Raw genomic sequence first — 15,359 nt, 5'->3', positions numbered from 1 at the left:
TAAAACCCGCTCCCCGAAAGGAGCGGGCGGGTCGAGCTTAAGCTTGAGTAGCGTACTTGGCCAGACGAGGATCGCTCTTCAGAACGGCCAGGGTGTTGGTATGCACGTCGTCAGCGGTCACGTCAGCCTTGCTGAAGATCTGCTGGAAGTGCTCATGAGTGACGGCGGCGAAATGCGCACGGTCTTCCGGCGCCACGCCCAGTACCACGGCGTAAGTGGTCAGCGCTTCGCCCTGACCTTTAGCCATGTCTTCAGACAGCTCGTTCATCATGCCATTCATGGCAATCCAGGATTTGCCGCCATAGGTCAGCGACGCATTGGTCGAGCAACCGTTGGTACCAGAGGTCATACCGAACGTTGCGTTGCCGGAAGTGCCGTTGGTGGTGGATGCCAGGAAGTGAGCCGGGGTGCCACGCTGACCTTCGAACAGCATGTTGCCCCAACCGCAATCCGGGCCGCCTGGCGCCTGAGCCATGGCATTGAGGGATACAGCGGTGAAGAGAGTACCGAGAAGAATCCGTTTCATAGCTTTGTTCTCTTTATGTGCATACCAATGGACAAGGGGTCTGGCCCGATCTGGCGCCAGTGGGCCGGTTATTGTTCCAGCCGCGCAGTTTGGAGTTTAGGCACGTTCCTGAGGTTCCGTTATTTTTTGCATAACATTCGTTGAAAACATTGATTTAGACCCGGCCCGCTTAGCGATGCTGCTTTGTCTATGCTTTGGCTAGAGGTGCGCCTTGCAAGTGAGGTATGGGCAGCGCCAGAATGCCGCTATCTGCCCCGCCTGATGTAAGGAAGCCCGATGCCTGATCCTGTAGCTGCCAGCTTGCGTTTAGCGCCCGACGCGCTGACCCGTCCGTTTTCCGCTGAACAGTTCAGCTTCTCTACCACTAATGATTTGGAGCCCTTCCGCGGTGTGCTTGGCCAGGAACGTGCGGTCGAAGCCTTGCAGTTCGGTGTGGCCATGCCACGCCCCGGTTACAACGTATTCGTCATGGGTGAGCCCGGCACTGGCCGGTTTTCGTTCGTCAAACGCTACCTGAAAGCCGAAGGCAAACGCCTGCAAACCCCGGCGGACTGGGTCTACGTCAACAATTTCGATGATCCTCGCGAACCTCGCGCACTGGAGTTGCCGTCGGGCACCGCCGGCGCCTTTATCGATGACATCAACGGCTTGATCGACAACCTGCTGGCGACTTTTCCGGCCGTGTTCGAGCACCCGTCCTACCAGCAGAAGAAAAGCGCCATCGACCGCGCCTTCAACCAGCGTTACGACAAGGCGCTGGACGTGATCGAGCGCCTGGCGCTGGAGAAGGACGTTGCGCTGTACCGCGACAGCAGCAATATCGCCTTCACCCCGATGAGTGAAGGCAAAGCCGTGGACGAAGCCGAATTTGCCCAGTTGCCGGAAGCCGATCGAGAGCGTTTTCACGACGACATTTCGTGGCTGGAAGAGCGGCTGAACGAAGAGCTCGCCAGCCTGCCGCAGTGGAAGCGTGAGTCGAGCAATCAACTGCGCCAGCTCAACGAAGAAACCATCACTCTGGCCTTGCAGCCTTTGCTTTCTCCGTTGTCGGAGAAGTATGCAGAAAACGCGGCGGTCTGCGGTTACCTGCAAGCCATGCAGGTGTATCTGCTCAAGACCGTGGTCGAGCAACTGGTGGACGACAGCAAGACTGACGCCATCGCCCGCAAGCTGCTGGAAGAGCAATACGCGCCGAGCCTGGTGGTCGGTCATCCGTTCAGCGGCGGTGCGCCAGTGGTCTTTGAGCCGCACCCGACTTACGAAAATTTGTTCGGCCGCATCGAGTACACAACCGATCAGGGCGCGCTCTACACCACGTATCGACAGTTGCGTCCGGGTGCGCTGCACCGCGCCAATGGCGGCTTCTTGATTCTTGAAGCGGAAAAAATGCTTAGCGAGCCATTCGTGTGGGATGCGCTCAAACGCGCGCTGCAATCGCGCAAACTGAAAATGGAATCGCCGCTGGGCGAGATGGGCCGTTTCGCCACCGTGACCCTTGCTCCGCAACACATTCCGTTGCAGGTCAAAGTCGTCATCATTGGCGCCCGACAGCTCTACTACACGCTGCAGGACCTCGATCCGGACTTCCAGGAGTTGTTCCGCGTCCTGGTGGACTTCGACGAAGACATCCCGATGGTCGACGAAAGCCTGGAGCAGTTCGCCCAGTTGCTCAAAACCCGCACCTCCGAAGAAGGCATGGCGCCCCTGACCGCTGATGCGGTGGCGCGTCTGGCAACTTACAGTGCTCGCCTGGCTGAGCACCAGGGGCGTTTGTCGGCGCGGATCGGTGATCTGTTCCAGCTGGTCAGCGAGGCGGATTTCATTCGCCAACTGGCCGGTGATGAAATGACCGACGCCGGGCACATCGAACGTGCGCTCAAGGCCAAGGCCACGCGTACCGGGCGCGTCTCTGCGCGGATTCTCGATGACATGCTGGCCGGGATCATCCTGATCGACACGGACGGCGCGGCGGTGGGCAAATGCAACGGGCTGACAGTACTGGAGGTTGGCGATTCGGCATTCGGTGTGCCGGCGCGGATTTCCGCCACGGTCTATCCGGGCGGTAGCGGCATCGTCGACATCGAGCGCGAGGTCAACCTCGGTCAGCCCATTCACTCCAAAGGCGTGATGATCCTCACGGGGTATCTGGGCAGCCGATACGCCCAGGAATTCCCGCTGGCGATTTCCGCGAGTATCGCCCTGGAGCAGTCCTACGGTTACGTCGATGGTGATAGTGCATCGCTAGGCGAGGCTTGCACGCTGATTTCGGCGCTGTCGAAAACCCCGCTCAAGCAGTGCTTTGCGATCACTGGCTCGATCAACCAGTTCGGTGAAGTGCAGGCGGTGGGTGGGGTCAACGAGAAGATCGAAGGCTTCTTCCGACTCTGCGAAGCCCGTGGGCTGACCGGGGAGCAGGGAGCAATCATTCCCCACGCCAACGTTGCCACGCTGATGCTCGACGAGAAAGTGCTGACGGCGGTGCGCGCGGGGCAGTTCCACGTCTACGCCGTGCGCCAGGCTGATGAAGCCCTGAGCCTGTTGGTCGGCGAGCCGGCCGGTGCGCCGGACGCCGATGGCCAGTTCCCTGATGGCAGCGTTAACGCGCGGGTGGTGGAACGCTTGCGGGTCATCGCAGAAATGATCAGCGAAGAAGACCTCAAGGAAGCCGAGAAAGAGATGGCGCAGGAAGCCTTGGTGGAAACCAAGCCTGCCTAAAGTGTTCGTTCCCACGCAGAGCGTGGGAACGAACACATTCAGTTAAAAAGTGCCATCAGTCTGGCGTCAATATTCACACAATGACCATTCGGCGCCTTCTGGTCTCACCTGACGTGCTAGTCAGACTTTTCTTCTATTCTCAGCTCAAGGATATCGACAGTAATCACTGGATCGAGACAGCCCTCCCGTGGGGGCTGAATACCGGATCTACCGAGGGTCGCCGCCATGTCGCGCAACCTCTGCCTCACCCGTCAATGCCTGGGCCTTGTGACCCGTATCGAGTGTGCCATCCGCCCATTGGCGGGGGATACGGGCATGTGGACCTTACTCTTCGCCGCCGGAATGGCCGGGGAACAACCTTCTGCCATCAAAGCCCAAGGCCCGTTTCATGGCCCCTTTGTGGCTGAGTCGATCCTCGACACCATTGTTGAAAGTCTCACCCTGCACGGCTATGAGCTGGCCGATGATCCGCAAATCTGGTGCCTGCACCTGCAAGCTCAGCTGCGGGAAATCAATGGTGGCCGCTGCCGCAACCCTGGAGGTTTCGAGTTTCGGCCCGAGCACTGAACAGGCTATTGAGCAAGGTTGGACGTGTCCGCCTTGTCGAGTTTGACCTCGAAGCCATATTGCACGGTGGAGAGATCGGTTCGTTGATAGGTTTCCAGACGGACAGGCTGCCCGTAGAAGTAATGCACCCCCAATAATGCCGGGCCTTCTGCGCTCGCATCGTGGCTGACCGAAAGAATATCCTTCAGATAATTGCCGCTGTCGTCCTTGGCGAAGAAACGCCAGTCCTGGGCGGGAAACTGCTTCAGATCGACCACCAGCGCATTGCCTTTGAGCGCCAGCCCTTTGGGCAACTGGTGGGCGTCGATGGTTTTCTTTTCGACGGTGGCGAGAAACAGCGGCATGGAGCCCACCGCGTATGCCGGAGTTTCTGGAAACAGGTTCAAGTCGTAGGTGATGGTGCCGCGCAGGGGATCGACCTGGTAAGCCTCAGGCGGCAATTCGATCGGCTCATCGCGTTTGCCGTTACCGTCCTCGGTAAAGAAACTGACCGGGCTTTCGCCGGGGTTGAAGGAGGTGCCGAGTAGCTCATCATTGAAGCTTTTGGGGTGATCGAACTCGATACGCGCGGCGCTGGGGTCTTCGACCGACTGACTGATGCGGACGCTCTTTTTCAGTTGTTCCTCGCCAAGTGTGGCGCCCTTGAGCCAGATCGGGGCCTGGTCGTCGTACACCACCACCGGCAGCGTCAGTGGCTGGATGGCCTTTTGCGCGGTGCGTGGGTCAAAGCGAAGTACCGGCAGGTTCAGGTCCTTGCGGGTCACCGTGGCGGTTGAAAAGTCCAGTATGCTGACCTCAAGAGTTTCGATCGGTCCGTTGAAGTACACCTTTGAATAATGGTGGCTCTGTTGCTTCTCAAAGGCGCGCTGCTCTTCATCCATCTGTTTCTCGAAGCTCTCGCTCCAGGTTTTCTGCTGTTGCATTTTCGCCAGTTGCTTTTGGTAGAAGGCTATTTGTGCGGAGGTTTCGTTGATCGAGCCTGAGCGCGAGAGAAATTGTCCGGTGCTGTCCTTGGCTTGGACGATCAGCGGGTTCAGCGGTGTCTCGCCAACCTCGGGGGCCTGTGGCGCGCTGTTGTTGAATTCGATTTCGGCGTAGTTGTTCGCAAGGTTCAGCAGGGTGACGCTGAGGTTGTCGTTGGTGCGAGTCTGGCCAACGTCCTTTTTCGTCAGGTCGAAGCTGTAGAGCCGGCGCGGCGCGATGACTTCCACTTTGCCTTGTAGGCTCACCGGTTGTGGCTGGTTTTTGTTTTCGACATCCAGGCCATCGATGAAGGGGTAGGTCACCGTCAGGTCGTCGGGGTTGGTCAGGTTTGAACTCGATGGGCTCAGTTGAATTCCAGGATCGGTTTCTGACCATTCCGGCTGAAACGGGATGACGCGTTTGTTGCTCAGGGTCACCGATTGCCATTCAAGGTCATGGGGAAAGAGAAACGCGGCCGGAATGTTGAAGTTGAAGGGGAACACCGGTTGCAGGTCGGTCAGGTAGTCGGAACTGGAGTCCTTGTGCAGCACGAACAGACCGTTGATGTACGTGTCGACCAAGGCTTGGGGCGTCGGATAGTGCTTGAGGACGGCGAGGGCGTCTTCGCCATATTCTGTTTCCACCGGTTTGCTGTCGAGCTTGAGTTGCGCACGCTCGAGCAACAACAGTGAGCCACCGAGTTCAGCCACGGCATCCTTGAGTTTCGGATCCTGAATCGCATCCAGAGACTTCTCGAACTGCGCAGTCTTTTCCTCGAGGCTGACCTGGCGCTTCTCATCGCTGGGTGAGCAGGCGCTCATCAGCAAGGCCAGGCAAATACCGGCGCTCGTTAAAGGCAATCGCACATCCATTTCCCGTCTTCCTATCCGATGTCGCTGAGCTGTCAATGCTTTGGACACTAGCAGAAAAACCTTGTCACACACACGCGCAGGTTGCGGATTTCCCGACGGTTTCTGGCTGCTTCTGGGTATAGACAGGCGGCTGTTATACTCGCGGCCATGTCCAGTCCACGTGTGAGAGTCAATGGAACGCTTTATCGAAAATGCAATGTACGCCAGCCGCTGGCTGCTGGCGCCGATCTACTTTGGTCTGTCCCTCGGGCTGCTGGCCCTGGCGCTGAAATTCTTCCAGGAAGTCTTCCACGTCATCCCTAACGTGTTCTCGATGGCCGAGTCGGATCTGATTTTGGTGCTGCTGTCGCTGATCGACATGGCGCTGGTGGGCGGCCTGCTGGTGATGGTGATGATCTCCGGGTACGAGAACTTCGTTTCCCAACTGGATATCGACGAAGGCAAGGAGAAGCTCAACTGGTTGGGCACCATGGATTCTTCTTCGCTGAAGATGAAAGTAGCAGCCTCCATCGTGGCGATTTCGTCCATTCACCTGCTGCGGGTTTTCATGGACGCCCAGAACCTCGATCCCGAGCACTTGAAGTGGTACGTGATCATCCACATGACCTTCGTGATTTCGGCGTTTGCCATGGGTTATCTGGATAAGCTGACCAAGCACTGATCGCTTTTTATCGCTATACCCAACCGCCCGTCTGTTGCGAAACAGACGGGCGGTGTCGTTTGTGGCTTGTACTTTGATGCGCCGAGGCCTATGCCTGTAAGGATCTTGGCTCGCCACTGTGTGAGGTGTGTTCATGAACCTGCAAGAGTTGAATGCCTATGCCATCGCCGGGAAGGTCGATGAACTAAACCTGATCTCGATGGAAGGCGGGATCTATCTGTTGGAGGCGCGGATGCATGGCGCGGCGTATCCATTGAGTGATGCCCACGGCGAGACGTTTCATCTGCGATCGGTCGAGCATGCGCGTGAAGTGCTTCATTCCTTCCCCAACTTGCCATTCAACCTTGTGCACACCTCGGTACATGATGAAATGTGCGGGCTGGGGGCCAGCACCGAAGAGAGTCTGAAGGTCCCGATCGGGTGTCAGCACTGACGCCCCTCATCAACGCAATGGCATCTGTGCTAGTCTGCTGGCCCTTTTGGTTCCGGGCGCTCCGGGACGCGCTGTGTACGCACGGCAAGTTCCAGGGCCGTCCGCACAGCGGAGCAGTGTCATGTCCGAAGTAAATCTGTCCACCGACGAAACCCGCGTCAGCTACGGTATTGGCCGTCAGCTGGGCGACCAACTGCGCGACAACCCGCCACCGGGCGTTAGCCTGGACGCGATCCTGGCAGGCCTGACCGACGCTTTCGCCGGCAAGGAAAGCCGTGTGGGTCAGGAAGAAATGTCCGCGAGCTTCAAGGTCATTCGCGAAATCATGCAAGCTGAAGCAGCTGCCAAAGCTGAAGCCGCTGCTGGCGAAGGCCTGGCATTCCTGGCTGAAAACGCCAAGCGTGATGGCATCACCACCCTGGCTTCCGGCCTGCAATTCGAAGTGCTGACTCAGGGTGAAGGCGCCAAGCCAACCCGTGAAGATCAAGTGCGCACTCACTACCACGGCACTCTGATCGACGGCACTGTGTTCGACAGCTCCTATGATCGTGGTCAACCTGCAGAATTCCCGGTTGGCGGCGTGATCGCTGGCTGGACCGAAGCCCTGCAACTGATGAACGCCGGCAGCAAATGGCGTCTGTACGTGCCGAGCGAGCTGGCTTACGGCGCTCAAGGCGTTGGCAGCATTCCGCCGCACAGCGTACTGGTATTCGACGTCGAACTGCTCGACGTTCTGTAAGACCGTAACCCTGTAGGAGCTCTGCCCCTACAGGGTTTTTCAGCGTTTCTCATACCTCGATCTTGTGGTGCAGTTCGCTTGTCGGGCGCAATGCCCGGGCATAGCAGAACAGAAACAGATTGCGCACCAGTTCCTTGAGTACCACCGGCTCGCTGGAACTCAAGCCGTTGACGTCCAGATCACCCTGATCCTGCAGCTCGTTCAAGGCTTCTTCTTCAAGCACCGCACAGACTTCCCCGGTTTCCCGATGCAGGATCCTGAGGTAAGGGTGTGGGCGGTCCAGCCAGGCGTCGATCAAATAAGTCATGGGTCTCATCTCCATTGATGGGTTTCAATGAGAATAATTCTTATTCATCAAATAGCAAGGACCTATTGGTGGTTTGTGTTTTTTTAAGGGTAAAGATTGCGTAAGGTCAAAGCGGCTGGCGTTTGGCTATTGCGAGGGATTGTTGGGCGAAGCGGGGGAGGGCGAAGCACCATCCCACGCAGGACGCGGGATGGAATACAGCAGGCTCAGACTTTTCTGACGAACTCGGATTTGAGCTTCATCGGGCCGATGCCGTCGATCTTGCAGTCGATGTCGTGATCACCATCGCACAGGCGGATGTTCTTGACCTTGGTGCCGACCTTGACTACCAGCGACGTGCCTTTGACCTTGAGGTCCTTGATCACGGTGATGGTGTCGCCGTCCTGCAGGACGTTGCCGACCGAATCCTTTTTCACGGTGTCATCGGACACTGCCTCAGCTTCGCCGCTGGCGGACCACTCGTGGGCGCACTCAGGGCAGATCAGCTGGGCGCCGTCTTCGTAGGTGTATTCGGAATTGCATTTTGGGCAGGGTGGCAACGTGCTCACTAAAGCTCCTTGGATTCAGGACCGCTAAAAGTCGCACATTATATAGGGTTTTAGGTGGGCGAGGGGCGACGCATGATTTGTAGGAGCGAGCGGTGCGGCGTCCCGACTTGCCCGCGAAGGCGATCTATCAGTCAGATGGGTGTCGACTGGTAGATCGCCTTCGCGAGCAAGCTCTGCTCCTACAGGGGGCGTGTTAGTGCGTACGGGCGACCGCAAATTCGCTCAATTCGACCAGAGCATCGCGGTATTCGCTGGCGGGCAGCGCGTCGAGGCACTTGATCGCGCGGGCCACGTAGTCACGGGCCAGTTTCGCGGTGTAATCCAGCGAACCAGACGCTTCCACGGCTTCGCGGATGCTTTCCAGGTCTTCGATACCGCCTTTCTGGATCGCCTTGCGCACCAGTGCAGCCTGCTCCGGCGTGCCTTCGCGCATGGTGTAGATCAGTGGCAGGGTCGGTTTGCCTTCAGCAAGATCGTCACCGACGTTCTTGCCCAGGGTTTCGGCGTCGCCTTTGTAGTCCAGCAGGTCGTCGACCAATTGGAACGCCACGCCCAGATGATCGCCGAATGTACGCAGGGCTTCTGTCTGTTCCGATGTCGCTTCGCAGAGCGCTGCAGCACTGTGTGTCGAGGCTTCGAAGAGCATCGCGGTCTTGCCGCGGATGACTTCCATGTAGGTTTCTTCGGTGGTGCTGGCGTCACGAACCTTGGACAGCTGCAACACTTCGCCTTCGGCGATGATGCGCGTGGCTTGCGAAAGGATTTTCATCACCGGCATGGAGCCCAGTTCGACCATCATTTCGAAGGACCGCGAATACAGGAAGTCGCCCACCAGCACGCTAGGGGCGTTGCCCCACATGGCGTTGGCCGTCGAGCGGCCCCGGCGCATGCCGGACATGTCGACCACGTCGTCATGCAGCAAGGTGGCGGTGTGCAGGAACTCGATGGTCGCGGCCAGCAGGCGCAGGTCATCGCCTTCGCGACCCAGAGCCTTGCCACACAGCAACACTAATAGAGGGCGCAGGCGTTTACCGCCAGCCGAGGTAATGTAATCGCCGATTTTCGATACCAACGGCACTCGGGAAGTCAGCTGCTTCTTGATGATGCCGTCGACGGCGCTAAAATCGTCCGCCACCGCGCGGTAGAAAGCTTGGGGTTGCATCAGCGACAGTTGCTCCAGAAGGGTTGCGCGGCATGCTAGGACCCACGTCGGCGGGTGTCAAGGTACGATGGACGGCCTCTTGCATCGCCCCGGCAGCTTGCGTACAATCGCGCACCCTGAACTTCCTGGGCAGCACCTGCCTTACGCAATTGCAAACAGGCCTTCCAGCCCAATGCAGCCATGCCAGCCAATACCTCTTCTTATAAAGAGCTGGGTGAGCAGGATTATCGGAGAAATACCATGTCGTACGCAGTAATTGTTACTGGTGGCAAGCAATACAAGGTCGCCCCAGGTGAATACCTGAAGATCGAAAAACTGGAAATCGCTACCGGCGAATCCGTTACTTTTGATCGCGTTCTGTTGGTCGCCAATGGCGATGACGTGAACATCGGCGCTCCAGTTGTTGCCGGCGCTACCGTTGTGGCTGAAGTGATCTCCCAAGGTCGTCACGATAAAGTCCGCATCATCAAGTTCCGTCGTCGTAAGCACCACATGAAGCGTATGGGCCACCGCCAGTGGTACACCGAGATCAAAATCACCGGTATTCAGGCTTAATTTCAGCCTAATTCCTCACTAGGAGAATTGACTCATGGCACACAAAAAAGCTGGTGGTAGTACCCGTAACGGTCGCGACTCAGAAGCCAAACGCCTTGGCGTGAAGATGTATGGCGGCCAGGTTATCATTCCGGGCAACATCATCGTGCGTCAGCGCGGCACCCAATTCCACGCCGGTTACGGTGTTGGCATGGGTAAAGATCACACTCTGTTCGCTAAAATCGACGGCGTGATCAAGTTTGAAGTAAAAGGCGCTTTCAACCGCCGTTACGTAAGCATTGTCCCGAAGACTGAAGTCGTCGCGGCATAATTACGTAGTTGCTGGAAAAGCCCTGTCTCGCGACGGGGCTTTTTCGTTTGTGGGGTGAGTCTCTTGCAAAGCTGTTTGTGATGGGCGAAAGCAGCTGGAATTGCGGTAGTTGCTTGAGGTCGCTACGCTCATTTTTGCAAGAGTCTTATGTCTTAGTGTTTTTCGGCTCGTCCGTATGACGAGAGGCGTTTTGTTATGAAGTTTGTTGATGAAGTATCTATTCGAGTAAAGGCCGGCGACGGCGGCAACGGTTGCATGAGCTTCCGTCGCGAAAAATTCATTGAAAACGGCGGCCCGAACGGCGGTGACGGTGGTGATGGCGGCTCGGTCTATATGATCGCCGACGAAAACCTCAACACCCTGGTGGACTACCGTTACACCCGGCACTTTGATGCCGAGCGTGGTTCCAATGGCGGCAGCACCGACTGCACCGGCAAGAAAGGTGAGGAGCTGGTCCTGCGTGTTCCGGTCGGCACTACGGTTATCGACTCCGCGACTCAGGAAGTGATTGGCGACCTGACCAAGGCTGGCCAGAAACTGCTGGTGGCTCACGGCGGCTGGCACGGTCTGGGTAACACCCGATTCAAGTCCAGTACCAACCGTGCTCCGCGTCAGACCACTCCGGGCAAGCCGGGTGAGGCGCGTGATCTGAAGCTGGAAATGAAGGTGTTGGCTGACGTCGGCCTGCTGGGCTTGCCGAACGCTGGCAAAAGTACCTTCATTCGTTCGGTGTCGGCCGCCAAGCCGAAAGTCGCCGACTACCCGTTCACCACGCTGGTGCCGAACCTGGGTGTGGTCAGTGTTGATCGCTGGAAAAGCTTCGTGGTCGCGGATATTCCGGGTCTGATCGAAGGTGCTTCCGATGGCGCAGGCCTGGGGATTCGCTTCCTCAAGCACTTGTCGCGTACGCGTCTGCTGCTGCACCTCGTGGACATGGCGCCGCTCGATGACGCCAGCGCCCCGGATGCTGCGGAAGTGATCGTCAGCGAACTGACCAAGTTCAGCCCGTCCCTGGCTGAGCGTGATCGTTGGTTGGTGCTGAACAAGTGCGACCAGATCCTCGAAGAAGAGCATGATGCTCGCGTCAAGGAAATCGTTGATCGCCTGGAGTGGACCGGTCCGGTCTACGTGATCTCGGCCATCTCCAAGCTGGGCACCGAGCGTCTTTGCCACGACATCATGCGTTACATGGAAGATCGTGCTGATCGCTTGGCTAACGACCCGGTTTACAAAGAAGAGTTGGCCGAACTCGATCAGCGCATCGAAGACGAAGCCCGTGCTCAGTTGCAGGCCCTGGATGACCAGCGTGCTCTGCGCCGTAGCGGCGTGAAGTCGGTCCATGACATCGGCGACGATGATTGGGACGAAGAAGATGTGGATGACGAAGACGGTCCGGAAATCATTTACGTGCGTGACTGATTCGTTGCAGTAAACTTAAGCGCCGCTCAATCGAGCGGCGTTTTAGTATCTGGAAATCGGTAGTCACGAATAACGTTACGGGCAGCGCTGGGTCGCGCTGTCCTCAAGCTAAGGTTGAAGATGATGCGGAGCAAGGTGACAGGTGCGCAGCGTTGGGTTGTGAAGATCGGCAGCGCTTTGCTGACGGCGGACGGCAAGGGCCTCGATCGCGCGGCAATGGGTGTTTGGGTCGAGCAGATGGTGGCTTTGCATGAGGCTGGCGTCGAGTTGGTGCTGGTGTCCTCCGGGGCGGTGGCGGCCGGCATGAGCCGTTTGGGCTGGACCGTACGACCCAGTGCGATGCACGAGTTGCAGGCCGCTGCCGCCATCGGTCAGATGGGGTTGGTGCAGGCCTGGGAGTCGAGCTTTGCCGAGCATGGCCGGCATACCGCGCAGATTCTCCTGACCCACGACGACTTGTCTGACCGCAAGCGCTACCTGAATGCCCGCAGCACCTTGCGCGCGCTGGTCGAGCTGAAAGTTATTCCGGTGATCAACGAGAACGACACCGTGGTCACTGATGAAATACGTTTCGGCGACAACGACACGCTCGCGGCGCTGGTGGCCAACCTGGTCGAGGCTGATCTGTTGGTGATCCTCACGGATCGCGATGGCATGTTCGACGCCGATCCGCGCAACAACCCTAACGCCAACCTGATTTACGAAGCGCGCGCCGATGATCCGGCGCTGGATGCGGTGGCGGGCGGTACAGGTGGTGCGCTGGGTCGTGGCGGCATGCAGACCAAATTGCGTGCTGCGCGGCTGGCGGCTCGCTCCGGTGCGCATACCATCATCGTCGGCGGACGTATTGAGCGCGTGCTGGATCGTCTCAAGGCAGGCGAGCGCATCGGCACCTTGCTGTCGCCTGAGCGCGGTCTGTTGGCGGCGCGCAAGCAATGGCTGGCCGGGCACCTGCAAACCCGTGGCACGCTTGTGCTGGATGCTGGTGCGGTGACGGCGCTGTCCACAGGCAACAAAAGTTTGCTGCCTGTGGGTGTCAAGCTGGTCCAGGGCAGCTTCCGTCGTGGCGAGATGGTGGTTTGCGTGGCACCGGACGGTCGTGAGATCGCCCGAGGCCTGGCCAACTACAGCGCGCTGGAAGCACAAAAAATCATCGGTCAGTCGTCTGAGGCGATTGTCGGTCTGTTGGGTTACATGGCGGAGCCGGAACTGGTTCACCGCGATAACCTGATCCTGGTCTGAAGGAGTACCTGAATGCGCGTGGCAAAAGGATTGTTGGGTCTGCTGTTGGCGGTGCCGCTGCTGGCCTCGGCCGAGGAGATTGGTCAGGTGTCAACGGTGTTCAAGTTTGTCGGCCCGAACGACCGCATCGTCGTTGAGGCGTTTGATGATCCAAAGGTTGAGGGTGTGACCTGTTACCTGTCGCGGGCCAAGACGGGTGGCGTGAAGGGTGGTTTGGGATTGGCTGAGGATCGCGCAGAAGCGTCTATCGCTTGTCGTCAGGTCGGGCCGATCAGCTTCAAAGGCGAGTTGAAGGATGGTGACGAGGTATTCAAGGAGCGCACGTCGCTGGTGTTCAAGACTATGCAGGTGGTGCGATTCCTCGACAAGAAGCGCAATACGCTTGTGTACCTGGTCTACAGCGATCGTGTGATCGAAGGTAGTCCGCAGAATGCGGTCACCGCCATCCCTATCCTGCCGTGGGCGCAGGCTCAGTAATCTAAAGAAGCTCAAAAGTATGGGAAGGGGCTGCCCCTAATGCCGATCAGTTAAGCCCTCTCGCTTGACCTTTGGCCGCAAGAAATCAAAATCCGATGCCTGTACTGGCATCGGATTTTTTTATGCGTCTCGCTCGGGCCCTGGAACTGACCCACAATATCGCCTCCACCCCTAACTCAATCGAGGGACTGGATTCTTTACTCGATCCATCTTTGGTCGAGCAGGCACTTGAACAGGCCGGCGTGGCGACCCTGCGCAAGCGGCGTTTGCCGCTGGAAATGATGCTTTGGTGCGTGATCTCCATGGCGTTCTTTCGACGCATGTCGGCCTGGGATGTGGTCAGCCGCATGAACATCATGCTGCCGGGACAACGTCCGCTGGTGGCGCCCAGCGCCGTAGTCCAGGCCCGTCAGCGATTAGGCAGCGAAGCTGTACGACAAGTCTTCCATCTGACTCAGAAAAGTTGGCATGAGGCCGTGGATCACCCAACTTGGGCAGGCTTGCGTTTGCTGGGGGTCGACGGTGTCGTATGGCGAACGCCCGATACACCCGAAAATCGGGCGCGCTACGATTCCGCCAGCAACCAGCATGGCGACACCGGTTTCCCCCAGGTGCGCATGGTCTGCCAAATGGAGTTGACCAGCCACATGCTGATCGGCAGCGCGTTGGATGGCTATCGCAGCAACGAAATGAAACTGGCGGAGCAACTGATCGAAACCACGCCCGATCACTCGCTGACGCTGTTCGATCGCGGTTTTTACTCCTTGGGTTTGCTGCATCAGTGGCAGCAAGCAGGCATCGAGCGACATTGGCTGATGCCTCTGCGCAAAGGTGCGCAGTACGAAGTGATTCAGCGCTTGGGGCGCCAGGACGCTGTGGTCTCGTTGAGCACTTCGCCGCAGGCCCGCACGCAATGGCCGGGGCTGCCGGAGCGCCTGACCGCGCGATTGCTGAGCAAAACCGTCAAGGGCAAGGTTTGTCAGATCCTGACGTCGATGGCCGATCCGCTACGCTTCCCGTCCGACGAAATCGTCGACCTGTACAGCCAGCGATGGGAGATCGAATTAGGGTTTCGCGAGATGAAACAGACGCTGCTCAACAGCAGCTATACATTGCGTAGCAAGACGCCCGAGATGATCGAGCAGGAACTGTGGGGTGTGTTGCTGGGCTACAACCTGCTGCGCTACCAGATGGTGGAAATGAGCCGCCACTGTCCAGGTATTTACCCGTGCGAAATGAGCTTTACCGCGTGTACTTGGGCAATTTTAGGGTTTATCAACAGCGTTTCGGCCGACCGTTCCGGGAACATCCCCAAATATCTGGCCGAGCTGCACGCCTCTGCCCCGCATTATGTTCTGCCGCATCGACGGGAAGAGCGCATTTATCCCCGCGCCATAAGGCTCAAATCACCGAAATATCCGATCAGAAAGAAAAATGCCAGTCAGCTTAACTGACTGGCATTAGGGGCTGCCCCTTCCCATTTTTTTTGCGCTGGATTTACTAAATCGCAGGCAATAAAAAACCGACCCTGGGGTCGGTTTTTTAACAAGCTTATCGCTTATGCGGCAACAGCAAGGTTCAGAGCCTTGACGTGACCGTTCAGGCGGCTCTTATGACGAGCAGCCTTGTTCTTGTGGATGATGCCTTTATCGGCCATACGGTCGATAACTGGCACGGCCAGAACGTAAGCAGCTTGAGCTTTTTCAGCGTCTTTTGCGTCGATGGCCTTAACTACATTCTTGATGTAGGTACGAACCATGGAACGCAGGCTGGCGTTGTGGCTGCGACGCTTCTCAGCCTGTTTTGCACGTTTTTTGGCGGAAGGTGTGTTGGCCACCGTCGAGCTCCTCGAAAGACTTTTTA

General features: G+C 57.8%; 17 protein-coding genes. 11 read left to right on the top strand and 6 right to left on the bottom strand.

Features of this window, described 5'->3' with window-relative positions:
• Positions 1-37 precede the first annotated feature (37 nt).
• Complete coding sequence (locus QFW87_RS25405; RefSeq protein ID WP_017340868.1) at positions 38-526, bottom strand: DUF3015 domain-containing protein; 489 nt, start codon at positions 524-526, stop codon at positions 38-40.
• 276 nt (positions 527-802) lie between these two features.
• On the opposite strand from QFW87_RS25405, the gene QFW87_RS25400 reads away from it, so the two are divergent.
• Positions 803-3,241 carry an ATP-binding protein gene (locus QFW87_RS25400; protein ID WP_283189159.1) on the top strand — a complete coding sequence of 813 codons (2,439 nt, stop codon included), beginning with the start codon at positions 803-805 and terminating at the stop codon, positions 3,239-3,241.
• Between the two features lie 225 nt (positions 3,242-3,466).
• On the top strand, positions 3,467-3,808 hold the full coding sequence (locus QFW87_RS25395; protein ID WP_046048783.1) for a hypothetical protein: 342 nt from the start codon (positions 3,467-3,469) through the stop codon (positions 3,806-3,808).
• A 5-nt stretch (positions 3,809-3,813) separates the two neighbouring features.
• On the opposite strand, the gene QFW87_RS25390 is transcribed toward QFW87_RS25395, so the two are convergent.
• A complete protein-coding gene (locus tag QFW87_RS25390) occupies positions 3,814-5,643 on the bottom strand; it encodes a hypothetical protein (protein ID WP_283189158.1) in 1,830 nt (609 codons plus the stop codon).
• A gap of 172 nt (positions 5,644-5,815) precedes the next feature.
• Between QFW87_RS25390 and QFW87_RS25385 the strand changes: the two genes are divergently transcribed.
• The 3 genes from QFW87_RS25385 (at position 5,816) to QFW87_RS25375 (ending at position 7,476) form a co-directional block, all read left to right on the top strand.
• Positions 5,816-6,304: a TIGR00645 family protein gene (locus QFW87_RS25385; protein WP_283189157.1), complete on the top strand. Its 489-nt coding sequence runs from the start codon at positions 5,816-5,818 to the stop codon at positions 6,302-6,304.
• A 133-nt stretch (positions 6,305-6,437) separates the two neighbouring features.
• Complete coding sequence (locus tag QFW87_RS25380) at positions 6,438-6,737, top strand: DUF6482 family protein (protein ID WP_283181735.1); 300 nt, start codon at positions 6,438-6,440, stop codon at positions 6,735-6,737.
• Between the two features lie 121 nt (positions 6,738-6,858).
• On the top strand, positions 6,859-7,476 hold the full coding sequence (locus QFW87_RS25375; protein ID WP_046048787.1) for an FKBP-type peptidyl-prolyl cis-trans isomerase: 618 nt from the start codon (positions 6,859-6,861) through the stop codon (positions 7,474-7,476).
• A gap of 49 nt (positions 7,477-7,525) precedes the next feature.
• On the opposite strand, the gene QFW87_RS25370 is transcribed toward QFW87_RS25375, so the two are convergent.
• From QFW87_RS25370 to QFW87_RS25360, 3 genes are all read right to left on the bottom strand, one after another.
• The gene (locus QFW87_RS25370) at positions 7,526-7,783 is read right to left on the bottom strand and encodes a hypothetical protein (protein ID WP_283181734.1); all 258 of its coding nucleotides are present in this window, start codon (positions 7,781-7,783) and stop codon (positions 7,526-7,528) included.
• A 206-nt stretch (positions 7,784-7,989) separates the two neighbouring features.
• Positions 7,990-8,331: a zinc ribbon domain-containing protein YjdM gene (locus QFW87_RS25365; protein WP_008154270.1), complete on the bottom strand. Its 342-nt coding sequence runs from the start codon at positions 8,329-8,331 to the stop codon at positions 7,990-7,992.
• A gap of 193 nt (positions 8,332-8,524) precedes the next feature.
• Entirely contained in the window at positions 8,525-9,493 is a 969-nt protein-coding gene (locus QFW87_RS25360) for a polyprenyl synthetase family protein (protein WP_283189156.1), read from the bottom strand.
• Positions 9,494-9,733: 240 nt separating this feature from the next.
• Here QFW87_RS25360 and rplU point away from each other — a divergent pair, with 240 nt between their 5' ends.
• From rplU to QFW87_RS25330, 6 genes are all read left to right on the top strand, one after another.
• The gene (rplU, locus tag QFW87_RS25355; protein WP_003176051.1) at positions 9,734-10,048 is read left to right on the top strand and encodes a 50S ribosomal protein L21; all 315 of its coding nucleotides are present in this window, start codon (positions 9,734-9,736) and stop codon (positions 10,046-10,048) included.
• A gap of 34 nt (positions 10,049-10,082) precedes the next feature.
• Positions 10,083-10,358 carry a 50S ribosomal protein L27 gene (gene rpmA / locus QFW87_RS25350; RefSeq protein ID WP_003215862.1) on the top strand — a complete coding sequence of 92 codons (276 nt, stop codon included), beginning with the start codon at positions 10,083-10,085 and terminating at the stop codon, positions 10,356-10,358.
• 195 nt (positions 10,359-10,553) lie between these two features.
• Complete coding sequence (gene cgtA / locus QFW87_RS25345; RefSeq protein ID WP_010467530.1) at positions 10,554-11,777, top strand: Obg family GTPase CgtA; 1,224 nt, start codon at positions 10,554-10,556, stop codon at positions 11,775-11,777.
• A gap of 123 nt (positions 11,778-11,900) precedes the next feature.
• Positions 11,901-13,019, top strand: coding sequence for a glutamate 5-kinase (gene proB, locus QFW87_RS25340; RefSeq protein WP_283184633.1), 1,119 nt, complete (start codon positions 11,901-11,903; stop codon positions 13,017-13,019).
• Between the two features lie 12 nt (positions 13,020-13,031).
• Positions 13,032-13,496: a CreA family protein gene (locus QFW87_RS25335; protein ID WP_282381077.1), complete on the top strand. Its 465-nt coding sequence runs from the start codon at positions 13,032-13,034 to the stop codon at positions 13,494-13,496.
• 122 nt (positions 13,497-13,618) lie between these two features.
• Complete coding sequence (locus QFW87_RS25330) at positions 13,619-14,950, top strand: IS4 family transposase (protein WP_283188801.1); 1,332 nt, start codon at positions 13,619-13,621, stop codon at positions 14,948-14,950.
• Positions 14,951-15,054: 104 nt separating this feature from the next.
• On the opposite strand, the gene rpsT is transcribed toward QFW87_RS25330, so the two are convergent.
• Entirely contained in the window at positions 15,055-15,333 is a 279-nt protein-coding gene (gene rpsT, locus QFW87_RS25325) for a 30S ribosomal protein S20 (RefSeq protein ID WP_008154937.1), read from the bottom strand.
• Between the last annotated feature and the right edge of the window lie 26 nt (positions 15,334-15,359).

Source organism: Pseudomonas sp. PMCC200344 (genome assembly GCF_030053095.1).
GTDB classification, from domain to species: Bacteria; Pseudomonadota; Gammaproteobacteria; order Pseudomonadales; family Pseudomonadaceae; genus Aquipseudomonas; species Aquipseudomonas svalbardensis.
Note: the sequence above shows the minus strand (reverse complement) of the source record. Positions and strands in the feature narration are given on the sequence as shown.